This window comes from Mesorhizobium silamurunense (assembly GCF_014843905.1).
Taxonomy (GTDB): Bacteria; Pseudomonadota; Alphaproteobacteria; order Rhizobiales; family Rhizobiaceae; genus Mesorhizobium; species Mesorhizobium silamurunense.
Genome location: NZ_LPVS01000102.1, coordinates 69,993 through 82,993, shown reverse-complemented (window position 1 = coordinate 82,993; position 13,001 = coordinate 69,993). Strand labels below are relative to the sequence as shown.

At 63.9% G+C, this 13,001-nt stretch carries 15 protein-coding genes; 8 read left to right on the top strand and 7 right to left on the bottom strand.

Translation table 11 applies throughout. The features are described from left to right. Positions 1-19: 19 nt before the first annotated feature. Positions 20-715, top strand: coding sequence for an acid phosphatase (locus AU465_RS30395; RefSeq protein ID WP_192256254.1), 696 nt, complete (start codon positions 20-22; stop codon positions 713-715). A gap of 268 nt (positions 716-983) precedes the next feature. After that, positions 984-1,529, top strand: a complete 546-nt coding sequence (locus AU465_RS30390; RefSeq protein ID WP_192256252.1) for an adenine phosphoribosyltransferase — start codon at positions 984-986, stop codon at positions 1,527-1,529. 44 nt (positions 1,530-1,573) lie between these two features. On the opposite strand, the gene AU465_RS30385 is transcribed toward AU465_RS30390, so the two are convergent. The 6 genes from AU465_RS30385 to AU465_RS30360 all read right to left on the bottom strand — a co-directional run bounded on the left by AU465_RS30385 (position 1,574) and on the right by AU465_RS30360 (position 6,455). Continuing rightward, on the bottom strand, positions 1,574-2,044 hold the full coding sequence (locus AU465_RS30385; RefSeq protein WP_192256251.1) for a MaoC family dehydratase: 471 nt from the start codon (positions 2,042-2,044) through the stop codon (positions 1,574-1,576). Then, positions 2,041-2,502 (bottom strand): MaoC family dehydratase, encoded by a 462-nt coding sequence (locus AU465_RS30380; RefSeq protein WP_192256249.1) that lies wholly within the window; start codon positions 2,500-2,502, stop codon positions 2,041-2,043. Before AU465_RS30380 ends, AU465_RS30385 begins: the two co-directional genes overlap by 4 nt. A gap of 115 nt (positions 2,503-2,617) precedes the next feature. After that, a complete protein-coding gene (gene corA / locus AU465_RS30375; RefSeq protein ID WP_192256247.1) occupies positions 2,618-3,592 on the bottom strand; it encodes a magnesium/cobalt transporter CorA in 975 nt (324 codons plus the stop codon). Positions 3,593-3,766: 174 nt separating this feature from the next. Next, positions 3,767-4,870 (bottom strand): redox-regulated ATPase YchF, encoded by a 1,104-nt coding sequence (gene ychF / locus AU465_RS30370; RefSeq protein ID WP_192256245.1) that lies wholly within the window; start codon positions 4,868-4,870, stop codon positions 3,767-3,769. 197 nt (positions 4,871-5,067) lie between these two features. Beyond that, the gene (gene pth / locus AU465_RS30365; RefSeq protein WP_192256243.1) at positions 5,068-5,790 is read right to left on the bottom strand and encodes an aminoacyl-tRNA hydrolase; all 723 of its coding nucleotides are present in this window, start codon (positions 5,788-5,790) and stop codon (positions 5,068-5,070) included. A 20-nt stretch (positions 5,791-5,810) separates the two neighbouring features. Continuing rightward, a complete protein-coding gene (locus tag AU465_RS30360; RefSeq protein WP_192256241.1) occupies positions 5,811-6,455 on the bottom strand; it encodes a 50S ribosomal protein L25/general stress protein Ctc in 645 nt (214 codons plus the stop codon). Positions 6,456-6,861: 406 nt separating this feature from the next. Here AU465_RS30360 and AU465_RS30355 point away from each other — a divergent pair, with 406 nt between their 5' ends. From AU465_RS30355 to AU465_RS30330, 6 genes are all read left to right on the top strand, one after another. Beyond that, on the top strand, positions 6,862-7,515 hold the full coding sequence (locus AU465_RS30355) for a glutathione S-transferase family protein (RefSeq protein ID WP_192256239.1): 654 nt from the start codon (positions 6,862-6,864) through the stop codon (positions 7,513-7,515). A gap of 247 nt (positions 7,516-7,762) precedes the next feature. Beyond that, positions 7,763-8,320 carry an FMN reductase gene (gene msuE / locus AU465_RS30350; RefSeq protein WP_192256237.1) on the top strand — a complete coding sequence of 186 codons (558 nt, stop codon included), beginning with the start codon at positions 7,763-7,765 and terminating at the stop codon, positions 8,318-8,320. 37 nt (positions 8,321-8,357) lie between these two features. Further along, entirely contained in the window at positions 8,358-9,722 is a 1,365-nt protein-coding gene (locus AU465_RS30345; RefSeq protein ID WP_192256235.1) for an LLM class flavin-dependent oxidoreductase, read from the top strand. 25 nt (positions 9,723-9,747) lie between these two features. After that, complete coding sequence (locus AU465_RS30340) at positions 9,748-10,596, top strand: ABC transporter permease (protein ID WP_192256233.1); 849 nt, start codon at positions 9,748-9,750, stop codon at positions 10,594-10,596. A 47-nt stretch (positions 10,597-10,643) separates the two neighbouring features. Further along, entirely contained in the window at positions 10,644-11,642 is a 999-nt protein-coding gene (locus AU465_RS30335; protein WP_192256231.1) for an ABC transporter substrate-binding protein, read from the top strand. Between the two features lie 17 nt (positions 11,643-11,659). Continuing rightward, positions 11,660-12,421, top strand: coding sequence for an ABC transporter ATP-binding protein (locus AU465_RS30330; RefSeq protein ID WP_192256229.1), 762 nt, complete (start codon positions 11,660-11,662; stop codon positions 12,419-12,421). Positions 12,422-12,474: 53 nt separating this feature from the next. Here AU465_RS30330 and AU465_RS30325 read toward each other — a convergent pair whose 3' ends face one another. Further along, the gene (locus AU465_RS30325) at positions 12,475-12,918 is read right to left on the bottom strand and encodes a MarR family winged helix-turn-helix transcriptional regulator (protein ID WP_192256227.1); all 444 of its coding nucleotides are present in this window, start codon (positions 12,916-12,918) and stop codon (positions 12,475-12,477) included. Positions 12,919-13,001: the final 83 nt, after the last annotated feature.

Sequence of the window (13,001 nt, the reverse complement as noted above, 5' to 3'; positions counted from 1 at the left end):
ACCTCAAAGGATCACGCCCATGAAAAGATTCGCACCGCTTGCAGCCGTGCTGCTGCTTCTTGTCGCCAGTCCGGCAGTCCGCGCCGAGGACGCCCAGCCCTTCGTCACCAGCAAGGACATCGACCTGACGCTGATCCTGCCGCCGCCGCCGGCCAACGATTCGGCCGAGACGAAGGCGGAACTCGGCGAGGTGCTGACCCTGCAGGTGACGCGGACGCCCGAAATGGAAAAGCGCGCCATCGCCGATGCCGAAGAGAATGTCTGGCGCTTTGCCGACGTCATGGGGCCGAAGTTCAACAAGGGGACCCTGCCGAAGTTCAGCGCCTTCTTCGATCGCGTCGTGGCCACAGAAGGCGCGGTCGTCGACCCGGCCAAGGATGTCTGGAAGCGCCCGCGCCCGCATCAGCTCAGCGATCTCGTCAAGCCCGTGGTGAAGCTGTCGAATTCCGGCTCATGGCCGTCGGGCCATGCGACGGTCGGCACGATGATGGGCATCATCCTGTCCGACATGGTGCCGGAAAAGCGCGCCGAGATCATGGCCCGCGCCGCCGAATATGCCCACAACCGCGTGGTCGGCGGCATCCACTATCCGTCCGATATCGAGATGGGCAAGATTTCCGGCAGTGTCATTGCCGCCGTTCTGCTCAGCCGCCCCGATTTCAAGGCCGAGTACGAAGTGGCGCGCTCCGAACTGCGTTCCGACCTCGGCATGTGATCCGGCCTCATGGTTGTCAGCAAGGGCGCCCCGCGGGCGCCCTTTTTCATGCGCGGAAGGTGAGGGCAGGTCCAGAGTTTCCATCGCAGCCATGCACAGGCCGAGAACCGCTGGAAGACCACGCGAGCTGGGACAAAGCAGCGACGCCAATCCTTTGCCGGACGCGCTTGTGTCCGACGCCGCGTCGCGGTAGCCGTTGTTGGTTGCGTTGCGCCGGGCGCGTTGACGCCGTTCATACCCGACAGCCGGACACGCGGAGCCTCGTCTCATGAAACCTTCCCTCGAAGACACGCTGCTTGCCGCGATCCGCACCATTCCAGATTACCCCAAACCCGGCATCCTGTTTCGCGACATCACTACGCTGCTTGGCGATGCGCGCGCCTTTCGCCGCGCCATCGACGAGCTGGTGCATCCCTATGCCGGGCTGAAGATCGACAAGATCGCCGGCATCGAGGCGCGCGGCTTCATCCTTGGCGGCGCCGTGGCGCACCAGCTCTCGGCCGGCTTCGTGCCGATCCGCAAGAAGGGCAAGCTGCCCTACGAGACGGTGCGTGTCGCCTACAGCCTCGAATACGGTCTGGACGAGATGGAGATGCACAAGGACGGTGTCTCGCCGGGCGAGAAGGTGATCGTGGTCGACGACCTGATCGCCACCGGCGGCACTGCGGAAGCGGCGGTGAAGTTGCTCAGGCAGATCGGCGCCGACATTGTCGCGGCCTGTTTCGTCATCGACCTGCCGGATCTCGGCGGGCGCCGGAAGCTGGAAGCGCTCGGTGTGCCGGTAAGGACGCTGATCGGTTTCGAGGGGCATTGAGCCAACCTCTTCCTTCTCCCACAAAGGGAGAAGGAGAGCTGCCGCTACTCCACCTTCACCAGCACCGCGCTGTCGAACTCGATGACCTTGTCGCCGGTCGAATCGAAGCCTTCCGAACGCAGCGTGAGCAGGCTCCAGCCCGGGCGCCCCGCAAGCGGGCGATGGGCGAGCGCCGTGCGGGTGAAGGTCACGGTTTCGCCGGCATAGACCGGCTTCAGCCATTTGAGGTTGCGGAAGCCCGGCGAGGGGCCGAATTCGGGCTGCGGTCCGGGACCGGTCCAGCGCACACCCTCGGTCTCCATGCGCTTTTCGAGGTTGTATTTCATCCAGGTGGCGGCGGTGTGCCAGCCGGAGGCGCACAGACCGCCGAGCACGCTCTTCTTCGCCACCTCCTCGTCGACATGGAAGACCTGCGGATCGTATTTCTTGGCGAACGCCTTGATCTCGTCCGCTTCGAATTTATGCGAGCCCAGCGTGACGGTTTCGCCGATGAGGAAATACTCGTCCAGGGTCACGCGATGGCCTCTCGGGTCAGGAACATGCCGGTGTTCTCGAGCTCGAAGACGCATTCGCCGCGCTGGTTGAACAACTCGCTGCGCATGCTGACGAGGCCGAGCTGAGGCCTCGATTTGGACTGGCGCTTGGAAAGCACGGTGACCTTGCCGGTGAGCCGGTCGCCGGCCAGTACCGGCTTCTTCCATTTCACATGCTCGATGCCCGGCGAGCCTTGCGAGGTCGAATTGAGCAGGAAGGCGTCGCACAGCATGCGCATGAACATCGCGCAGGTGTGCCAGCCCGAAGCCGAAAGGCCGCCCAGGATGCTCGCCTTGCCGGCCTCCTCGTCGAGATGCATCGGCTGGGCATCGAATTCGCTGGCGAATTCGATGATCTCGGCCGCGCTTACATTCTTGCTGCCGAGGTCGAGCGAAGCACCCTCGACGAAGTCCTCATAGGCCCAGGTCTTTCCGGTCATGTCGGCAATCCGGTTGACGAACGCGTGAATCCCTAAGGTCGGGCATCCCGGATGACGGCCCGAGCCAATTTGGTCAAGTCCTTTCTGGTGAGCCAGTCGTTTCCGGCTGGAAGTGTCAGAGCCAGCCGCGGCGGCGGAAATACCAGAAGGGCAGGATCGCCGAGACCACCATCAGGCCGATGGCAAAGGGATAGCCGAATTCCCATTTGAGCTCGGGGATGATGTCGAAATTCATGCCATAGATCGAGGCGACCAGGGTCGGCGGCAGGAAGATGACGGCGGCGACCGAGAAGATCTTGATGATGGCGTTCTGCTCGATCGAGATCATGCCGAGCGTGGCGTCGAGCAGGAAGGAGATCTTCTGCGACAGGAAGGTGGCGTGGTCGGCGAGCGACAGCACGTCGCGCGACAGCGTCTTGATGCGGGCCCGCACATCCTTGCTCATCTTGGTCTGGGCCGCGACATGGGCGAGAAAGCCGGCCAGGCGCTGCAGCGAGATCAGGCTGTCGCGGACGGAGGACGCGAGATCCTCCTTGCGGCCGATGCCCTTGAGCAGCTCCTGGAAATCGCGGTTGCGCTTCGAGGCCTTGGTCGAGCGCGCCTCGAAGATGTCGCGCGAGATCGCCTCCACATCGCGCCCGGCGCGCTCGAGGATGTCGGCGAGGCGGTCGACGATCGCTTCCAGCAGGCCGATCAGGATGGTGTCGCCGCTGGTGCAGCCGGTCGCCACCTTTTCGGCGCGCAGCGGGAAGGTCTTGAAGGCCTTCGGCTCGTGATAGCGGATGGTGATCAGCCTCTTGCCGGCCAGCGCGAAAGTCACCGGCGACATCAACGGGTCGTCGACCTCGGTCTGGGCCGGCAGCACGGCGGTCATGAAGTAGCCGCCGTCCTCGACATAGAGGCGGCTGGAGATCTCGATCTCTTCCATCTCCTCGCGCGTCGGGATGGCGATGCCCAGCCAGCTCTCGATGGCGGCCTCTTCCTCCTTGGTCGGATTGAAAAGGTCCGCCCAGACGACCCTGTCGCCGTCCGCGGCGAGGTTGTCAGTGACGCGCAGGCGATCATTGTCCACGACGAAGGCCTTGATCATCGCCGGGTCTCCCTTGCTGGACCAAAGAGATTTCGAAGCGTCGTCAGGATTGCATGGGCTTCGAGGAGCCCGCGAGCACCAGCGGATTAGACCCGCGATCTTGCCAGGTCAAGACGCGCGACAAGTGTGCCCGGCCCAAGGCGGGCCGACTCCGCAACCGATCCGCCGAGATTGTCAGGTGTTGAACTTGAACAGCATGATGTCGCCGTCCTGGACGACATATTCCTTGCCTTCGTCGCGCGCCTTGCCGGCTTCCTTGGCCGCCACTTCGCCGCCCAGCGTGACGAAGTCGTTGTAGGAGATCGTCTGGGCGCGGATGAAGCCGCGTTCGAAATCGGTGTGGATGACGCCGGCCGCCTGCGGTGCCTTATCGCCTTTGTGGATCGTCCAGGCGCGCGTCTCCTTCGGCCCGACGGTGAAATAGGTGATGAGCTGCAACAGTTCGTAGCCGGCGCGGATCACCTTGTTGAGGCCCGGCTCATCCAGGCCGATCGAGGCAAGGAATTCCATTTCCTCCTCGTCGGAAAGCTGAGCGACTTCCGCCTCGATCGCCGCCGAGATCACCACCGTGCCGGCGCCTTGCGCGGCAGCCATCTTCTCCACCGCTTGCGTGTGCGCGTTGCCGGTGGCGGCGTCGGCCTCGGCGACGTTGCAGACGTAGAGAACGGGATGCGACGTCAACAGGTTCAGCCCCTGCAGGATGCGCAGGTCCTCCGGCGCGATGCCCTTGAGCAGGAAGCGCGTCGGCTTGCCGGCCTGCAGCAATTCGAGCGCTGCCTCCATCATCGGCAGCACGGCCATTGCTTCCTTGTCCTTACCCGAGGCGCGCTTGCGGACCTGGACGATGCGGCGCTCCAGGCTTTCGAGGTCGGCAAGCATCAGCTCGGTCTCGACGGTCTCGGCGTCGGCGACCGGATCGATGCGGCCTTCGACATGGGTGATGTCGTCATCCTCGAAGCAGCGCAGGACATGGACGATGGCGTCGACTTCGCGGATATTGGCGAGGAACTGGTTGCCCAGCCCTTCGCCCTTGGAGGCGCCGCGCACCAGGCCGGCAATGTCGACGAAGAAGATGCGGGTCGGGATGATCTCCTTCGACTTGCCGATCGCCGCGATCTTCTGCAGGCGCGGGTCCGGCACCGCCACTTCCCCGGTGTTCGGCTCGATGGTGCAGAAAGGATAGTTGGCGGCCTGCGCGGCGGCCGTCCTGGTCAACGCGTTGAACAGCGTCGACTTGCCGACGTTGGGCAAGCCAACGATGCCACATTTGAAACCCATCTTGTCCGGTCCTATCGGGAATTTGATTTTGGTGAGGGCTATGGGCGAAAGGGACGACGAACGTCAAGCCCCATGCCCTGATCGTGACTGAGCCTAAAGCGCGTCGCGTTGAAACGGAGTCGGGCGACGCGCTTTAAGTCCTTGTTTTGATGCATGTCGTTCTCCCAAAACCGCTGCGCACTGTTGGGCGACATGCATTAGTCCTTGCCGAACAGCTTCTTCAGCATGGCGGCCATCGGTCCACTTTCGGGAACCTTCGCCGGCGGCTGCTGCGGGCGTGCTTGGCGGATGTGGCTCTGCTGTTTCGGCGCCTTCGGTGGCGGCCGGTCGTCGTCGCCGGTCGGGACGAGCTTGTCGCGCAGCGCGAGCGTGATGCGGTTCATGAAGGAATTGTCGTCGCCCTTGGCAAGCAAGCCTGCGTCATCGGCGATCGCGTCGAGCAGAACATCGAGCCACTCACGATCGCCCTTGGCGAAGTCGCCGAGCACATGGCCGTGCACCATCTCCTTGACGCCGGGATGGCCGACACCGATGCGCACGCGGCGATAGGCGTTGCCGACATGCTGGTCGAGCGAACGGATGCCGTTGTGGCCGCCGGAGCCGCCGCCCACCTTGACCCTGACCTTGCCTGCGGCAAGGTCGATCTCGTCGTAGAAGACGGTGAGGGCGGCAGCGTCGAGCTTGTAGAAGCGCAGCGCCTCGCCGACCGACTGTCCGGACAGGTTCATGAAGGTCTGCGGCTTGATCAAAAGGACCTTCTCGCCGCCGAGCGTGCCTTCCGAAATCAGCCCCTGGAATTTCTTCGACCAGGGCGAAAAGGAATGGCGGCGGGCAATCGCGTCCGCCGCCATGAAGCCGACATTGTGCCGGTTGTTCTGATATTTCGCGCCCGGATTGCCGAGGCCTGCAAAAACAAGCATCGTCGACTCCAGGCAGAAAATTACTTCTCTTCGGCCTCAGCGGCCTCAGCTTCAGGCGCTTCTGCTTCGGCAGTCTCCTCGGTCTCCGGCTTCATTGCCGCGGAACCGGCAATGGTCGCGATGGTGAAGTCGCGATCGGAGATCACCGACTTGACGCCGGCCGGCAGGGCAACCGCCGAAATGTGGATCGAGTCGCCGATTTCGGTGCCGGTGAGATCGACGGTGATGAATTCCGGGATCGCATTGGCCGGGCAGTGGAACTCGACTTCGTGACGCACGATGTTGAGCACGCCGCCGCGCTTGATGCCGGGCGACTTCTCTTCATTAATGAAGTGGACGGGCACGTCGACATTGACCTCGGTGTCCTTGCCGATGCGCAGGAAGTCGACATGGACCGGGAAGTCCTTGACCGGATCGAGCTGGAAGTCCTTCGGCAGTACCTGGATCTTCTTGCCATCGACATCGATCGTGGCGATCGTGGTCAGGAACCCGCCGCCGTGGATCTTGTAGAAGACGTCCTTGTAGTTGAGCGCAATCGCCAGGGGGGGCTGCTTGTCGCCGTAAATAACTGCAGGCACTTTACCGTTGCGGCGAACTGCACGGGCGGACCCCTTACCGACCTGTTCGCGCGCTTCGGCCTTGAGCTCGTAAGCCTCGTGGCTCATGGCATTTCCTTTCGCGTGTTATGGAGCGTTCGCGGCGGGCAAGCCCGTCCGTAAACGTCGAAAGCCGTCGCGGCCTTGCACGATCTGTCCGATGCGTTTGGCGATCCAAATGCGTCTGGGGATCATGCAGGCCTGGCCGGCCTTCCTCCGCGTTGCCTCCAAGGGTGTCTACGCGGGTGGCGGCTCTATAGCGGAAGGCGGCGAGGGGCGCAAGCCGTTGAACCGCAAGCCTCAGCCAAGGTCTACGCAAACATCTGGCCTGACGGACAGAGCATAGTCGACGCCACCGGCCGGTGCAAATTGGATATGGCGGGTTGCGCCGGGGTCTCCGTCTGCGCCCGTCATGTCGCATCGGGCAGGTTTCAATCGTCCTTGGCAGGCATTCGAAGAACTTTTGGAGATCGACATGAAACTTCTGTTCAGCCGCAATCCCAATCCCCGCCTCGCGGTCGCGGCGGCGCGCTATCTGAAGGCGGATATCGCCTTTGAATTCGCCTCGCCGACGGCGCCGGGGCAGGCCGAGCGCTATCGCGCGCTGAACCCCAATTTGACCTTGCCGATACTGGTCGGCCCGGGATGGAGCCTGTGGGAAACAGACGCGATCGCCTGCCGGCTCTCGCGCGACATGCGTTCCGATTTCTGGCGCGGCGGCGATGACGAGCCAGAGATGATCCGTTGGATAAGCTGGGGCAAGGAGAATTTCGCCAGGGCCTGCGACATGGTGCATTTCGAGCGTGGCACGAAACAGCGCTGGAGGCTGGGACCGATCGACAAGGCCCTGGTCGAGGAGGGGCTGTGGCTGTTCCACATGGCGGCTGCCATCCTCGATGTCGTGCTTTCGAAAAGGGAGTGGCTGGTAGGCAATTCCGTCTCCTATGCCGACTTCCGCATGGCGACGTTTCTCGCGTTCAACGATGTCGCCAGGTTGCCGCTCGACGACTATCCGTCCATCAGCCGCTGGTATCGCCGGCTCGAGGACATCGATGCCTGGCGCGATCCGTTCCATGGGCTGGAAGCGCCGCCACTGCCACTGGTCAACAGCGAGGCCGAGCCGGACTGAGCCCCATTTGAACCGCCCTTTTTGAGGGATCGCCGCCGAGGCGGCCGGCCGACCCGTAGCGGAAATGGCCGATAGCCGCGCCGTCTTGGCGTTGCGAGCATGGCCCGGACTCTGGATCCGCTGAACCATTGAACGGCGAAAGGACGCAAACTCAATCCCTCTGCCGGGCCCGTTTTGAAATCTTCTCGCTCATTTAATTCTATAAAATCGGTAGTCTTAATGAATAAATGCCACGAGGAGAGCCGAGATGACGAAGAAGCTGGTGGTGGGGATATCCGGCAACCTGACCCGACCGTCGAAGACCAAGTCATTCATCAGCCATATTGCCGGCGAGGTGGCAGGCCGGATCGGTGCGGCCCCGGCAGTCTTCGACATCGAAGACCTCGGTTCATCCTTTCCTGCGGCACGCCGCCTCGGCGATCTCGACGCGACCGCTCGCGCCATCATCGATCAACTGGTCAATGCCGATGTGGTGGTGGCGGGGTCGCCCACCTTCAAAGGCAGTTATACCGGCCTTTTCAAGCACTTGTTCGATCTTCTCGACCCATCGTCACTGCGTGGAAAACCGGTCGTTCTGGCAGCGACCGGCGGCGGCGAGCGTCATTCGCTGATCGTCGAGCACCAGCTTCGGCCGCTGTTCGGCTTCTTCGAAGCGCTGACAATACCGACCGCGATCTACGCCTCCGACAAGGATTTTGCCGATGGCGTGCTGGTGTCGGAAGCCATCCATGCCCGTTCCCGCCAGGCCGTCGCCGAGGTCGTCAAAGTCGTCGGCGCCACCCGCAGCGTCGGCCTCGCCGCCTGACTCCGAAGCAGTCGTTTTCCGAACGGAAGGATCAGCCATGACCATCCCCAGCCAGCCCAGACAGATCAAGCTCGGCGCCTTCCTGCCGGGCGGCGGCCAGCATGTCGCTGCCTGGCGCCACCCGGACTCGCCGGCCGACGGCGCGACCAATTTCGAGTTCCACAGAAAGCTCGCGCTGACCGCCGAGCGCGGCCTGTTCGACGCCTATTTCCTGGCCGACAATCTGACGGTCGGCCTCGGCGCCCGCGAGGGCGGCAACGCCAAGATCGCCGGTTTCGAGCCGGTCACGCTGTTTGCGGCGCTGGCGCCGCTCACCACCCATCTCGGCTTCATCGCCACGGCCTCGACCACCTATGAGGAACCATACACGCTCGCCCGCAAATTCGCTTCGCTCGACCTTCTGTCGAACGGCCGCGCCGGCTGGAACGTCGTCACTTCGGCGGGCGACGACACGGCGCGCAACTTCAACCGCGACGTCCAGCCCAGCCACGCCGAGCGCTATGCAAGGGCGCATGAGCATGTCGAAACCGTCAAGGCGCTGTGGGACAGCTGGGAAGACGACGCCTTCATCCGCGACAAGAAGACCGGCCGCTTCTACGACAAGGACAGACTGCACGACATCAATCACAAGGGCGAGCATTTCAGCGTCAAGGGGCCGCTCAACGTGCCGCGCCCCGTGCAAGGGCACCCCGTGGTGGTGCAGGCAGGCCAGTCCGAGGACGGCCGCGGGTTAGCCGCGGCCTCGGCCGAGGTAATCTTCACAGCGCATCAGAACCTCGCCTCCGCGCAGGAATTCTATCGCGACATCAAGGCGCGCGTGGCGGCGGCCGGCCGCGATCCGACGCAGGTGCTGATCATGCCGGGCGTGGCGCCTTTCGTCGGCCGCACCGAAGAGGAAGCCCGCGCCAAATACCAGCAATTGAACGACCTGATCCTGCCGGAAGATGGCGTGGCGCTGCTCAACGCGCTTGCCGGCCAGACGCTCGACCTCCGGGACTATCCGCTCGACGGGCCGCTGCCGCCGAGCAAAGAAACCGAAGGCATGAAGAGCCGGCAGGCGCTGATCCGCCAGATCGCCGACGAGCACAATTTTACGATCCGCCAGCTCTATCAGTGGGTGGCGACCGCGCGCGGCCATTACACGGTGATCGGCAGCGCCACCCAGATCGCCGATCAGCTGGAGGAATGGTTCACCAGCGAAGCCGCCGACGGCTTCAACATCCTGCCGCCATGGCTGCCCGGCGCGCTCGACGATTTCGTCGATCTGGTGGTCCCCGAATTGCAGCGGCGCGGCCTGTTCCGCACCGCCTACGAAGGCAGGACGCTGCGCGAAAATCTCGGCCTCAGGCGGCCGGAGAATCCGTGGACGGTTGCCCGCTCGACCGTGCTCGCCGCCGAATGATCCCCTGAAAAGGAAAGGCAAGACGATGACTTTGCAGCACATCGAACGTCCAATCGGCATCGGCGGGCGCAACGGCGGCAACGGCTTCGGGACGGAGGCCGTGCGGCTGGCCGGTCGCGCCTCGGCGCGGATCCTGTCGCGCTATGGCGTGCTTCTCGGCTTCCTCGCGCTGTGGCAGGCGGCGGCGAGCGCCGGCTGGGTCAACGCAGCGGTGCTGCCGCCGATCGACACGATTGTCGTAGCGCTGTGGAAGGGGCTCGCCGGCGGCAGCCTGCTCGGTGATATCGCCATCAGCCTGCAGCGCGCCGGCCTTGCCTTCGCGGCGGCCGTCGTCGTCGCTATCCCGCTCGGTCTGGTCATGGGCCAGGTGCGGGCCGTGGAAACCGCGCTCGACCCGATCCTGCAGCTCTTCCGCCAGACCTCGGCGCTGGCGCTCTACCCGGTGTTCATCCTTCTGCTCGGACTGGGCGAGGCCTCTAAGGTCTTCGTCATCTTCTGGGCGACGCTGTTTCCGCTGCTGCTCAACACGATCAGCGGCGTCAAGGAGGTCGATCCGAAGCTGCTCGAGATGGCGCGGGTCTATGGCGCCCGGCGGCTGACCATATTCCGCCGCGTCGTTTTGCCGGGCGCCGTGCCCTCGATCTTCGTCGGCTTGAGGCTCGGCGCCACCACCGCGCTGCTGCTGCTCATCGCCTCGGAAATGATCGGCGCCAACAAGGGCATCGGCTTCCAGGTGATGAATGCGCAGTACAACTTCCAGATCCCGCTGATGTTCGCGGCGATCGTCATCCTCGCAGCGCTCGGCCTGATCGCCAACCAGGCGCTGGTCAGCCTGCAGCGGCGGCTCTGCCGCTGGAGCAGCACCGTCGGCTAAGTCGCCAATCTTTCACCGTCGTTCCTGAAACCATGAAAGGCCGGACCATGACCATCACACGACGTTCGCTTCTCCTGCGTGCCCCGCTTGCCGCCAGCATCATCGCCGCCGGCCTGCCTTCGATCGCGCGCTCGCAAGCCGCTTCCATCAAAATCCGCTATCTCGCCAGCCGCGGCAGCTTCTCCCCGCATGAGCTCGCCGCTGAGCTCGGCTATTTCAAGGGCCTCGGCATCGAGCTCGAGAATGTCGGCTATGCCGCGGGCGGCCCGGAGTCGCTCTTCGCGCTCGCTTCCGGCAGCGTCGACCTTGGCTCGGCTGCGACGCCGGCCGTGATCAACTCCATCGCCGGCGGCAACGACTTCGTCGCCGCCTATCCGAGCAACGGCATCAACAGCCAAGTCAAAAGCGTCTTCTACGTGCTCGAGGACAGCCCGATCAAATCGATCGCCGACATTGCCGGCAAGACGATCTCGGTCAACACGCTCGGCGCTCATCTCGACTATACGGTGCGCGAGGCGCTGCACGGCATCGGCCTGCCGCCGGACGCCGCAAAGCTCGTCGTGGTGCCGGGGCCGCAGCTCGAGCAGACCTTGCGCTCGCACCAGGTCGATGTCGCGGGCCTCGGCTATTGGCAGGCAACCTTCGCCGGCCAGCTGGTCAGCAATGGCGGCGTGCGCGGCGTTTTCAACGACACCGATGTGCTCGGCGAGATCGCCGGCGGTTTCATCGTGCTGCGGCGCGATTTCATCGCGGCCAATCCCGACGCCGCCCGCAACTTCGTCGAACAGTCGGCGCGCGCCGCCGACTGGTCGCGGCAAAATCCGGACGAGGCGCGCAAGGTGCTCGCCGATGTCCTCAACAAACGCGGCGAGAATGGCGAGCTGGCGCGCTACTGGACGGGCTTCGGCTTGCGCGAAAAGGCGGCGGTGACCGACCGCGACGTCGACTTCTGGGTGAGCATCCTCGAGCGTGACGGCCGTTTGCCGAAGGGCAAGCTCAAGGCTGCCGACATCCTCTACCGCCCCGGCGAAACCAAGACCAACTGAGCAAGGAGGCTGGCGCCATGGCTATCGCACGCGGCGGCGAGGTCACGATACGCGACCTGTCGAAATCCTTCAGCCTCGGCGGGCGCCAGCTTGCGGTGCTGCGCTCGCTCAATCTCGACATCCGCTCCGGCGAATGCCTCGTCATCGTCGGCGCCAGCGGCTCCGGCAAGACGACGCTGCTGCGCATCCTGGCCGGGCTGGAGCGGGCCGATGGCGGCGCCGTCGCGATCGACGGGAGAGAGATCGAGGGCGTCGGCGAGGAACGGGCGGTGATCTTCCAGGAGCCGCGCCTGCTGCCCTGGCTGACCGTGCTCGGCAATGTCGCTTTCGGCCTCGAAGTGCGCGGCGTATCCAAGGCGGAAGCCGAGAAGCGTGCGCGCTTCTATATCGCGCTGGTCGGCCTTGCCGAGTTCGCCGATGCCTATCCAAGGCAGCTTTCCGGTGGCATGGCGCAGCGCGTCGGCATCGCGCGGGCGCTGACGGTGCAGCCCGAGATCCTGCTGCTCGACGAGCCGCTCGGGGCTCTCGACGCCATGACCAAGATCTCCATGCAGGAGGAACTGGCGCGCATCTGGAATGAGGAGAACGTCACCATGGTCGTAGTCACCCATGACCTGGAAGAGGCGATCTATCTCGCCGACCGGGTGCTGATCCTGCCCAAGGAGAAGGGCGGCGCGGAGCGGCTCATCGATGTGGATCTTCCACGCCCGCGCGACCGCAGCGAAAGCCGCTTCGTGCGCTACCGCGAGGAATTGCTGCGCGAGTTCGGCCTGCATTGAGGCTTTGAAATTCAGGCGGTGCCGGCCTTACCTGAATCTCAACACAACACACCTTAGGCGACGTCGGCAGTTTCGCCGCTGTTCAGCGCATCGCGCAACGTTTGGATTTGCCGGTTCAGGGCATCGAGCTCAGCCAGCGTCATGCCCGAGCGCTCGATCAGCGTCTCGTTGAGGCAATTGCACCGGACAAGCAGCTTGCGTCCGGCGGGTGTCAGATCGACCTGCACCTGACGCTCATCGGTCTGGCTGCGCTGGCGGGTGAGCAGGCCAGCCTGTTCCATTCGCTTCACCAGCGGCGTAATGGTGCTCGATTCCAGGGCGAGCCGGTGCGCGATGCTGCCCACTGATATGCCGTCCGCCTCGCTGAGCGCGTTCAGCACCAGATATTGCGGATACGTGATCCCCATCTCGTCCAGCATCGGCTTGTAGGTACGATTGATTGTCATGCTGGTGGCGTAAAGCGTGAAACAGAGCTGATTGTCCAAGGGAAGAGGCACGACGCGTTCCTTTTGCCGACTGAGCACCGATCATGTACCACGGAAAATATTATCGTGATACATATTTTATGGACAAGCGAGCT

Coding starts and splice junctions, on each gene's coding strand:
- AU465_RS30395 (WP_192256254.1), top strand. CDS start 20: ATGAAAAGATTCGCACCGCTTGCAGCCGTGCTGCTGCTTCTTGTCGCC.
- AU465_RS30390 (WP_192256252.1), top strand. CDS start 984: ATGAAACCTTCCCTCGAAGACACGCTGCTTGCCGCGATCCGCACCATT.
- AU465_RS30380 (WP_192256249.1), bottom strand. CDS start 2,502: ATGACCGGAAAGACCTGGGCCTATGAGGACTTCGTCGAGGGTGCTTCG.
- corA (WP_192256247.1), bottom strand. CDS start 3,592: ATGATCAAGGCCTTCGTCGTGGACAATGATCGCCTGCGCGTCACTGAC.
- ychF (WP_192256245.1), bottom strand. CDS start 4,870: ATGGGTTTCAAATGTGGCATCGTTGGCTTGCCCAACGTCGGCAAGTCG.
- pth (WP_192256243.1), bottom strand. CDS start 5,790: ATGCTTGTTTTTGCAGGCCTCGGCAATCCGGGCGCGAAATATCAGAAC.
- AU465_RS30360 (WP_192256241.1), bottom strand. CDS start 6,455: ATGAGCCACGAGGCTTACGAGCTCAAGGCCGAAGCGCGCGAACAGGTC.
- AU465_RS30355 (WP_192256239.1), top strand. CDS start 6,862: ATGAAACTTCTGTTCAGCCGCAATCCCAATCCCCGCCTCGCGGTCGCG.
- msuE (WP_192256237.1), top strand. CDS start 7,763: ATGACGAAGAAGCTGGTGGTGGGGATATCCGGCAACCTGACCCGACCG.
- AU465_RS30345 (WP_192256235.1), top strand. CDS start 8,358: ATGACCATCCCCAGCCAGCCCAGACAGATCAAGCTCGGCGCCTTCCTG.
- AU465_RS30340 (WP_192256233.1), top strand. CDS start 9,748: ATGACTTTGCAGCACATCGAACGTCCAATCGGCATCGGCGGGCGCAAC.
- AU465_RS30335 (WP_192256231.1), top strand. CDS start 10,644: ATGACCATCACACGACGTTCGCTTCTCCTGCGTGCCCCGCTTGCCGCC.
- AU465_RS30330 (WP_192256229.1), top strand. CDS start 11,660: ATGGCTATCGCACGCGGCGGCGAGGTCACGATACGCGACCTGTCGAAA.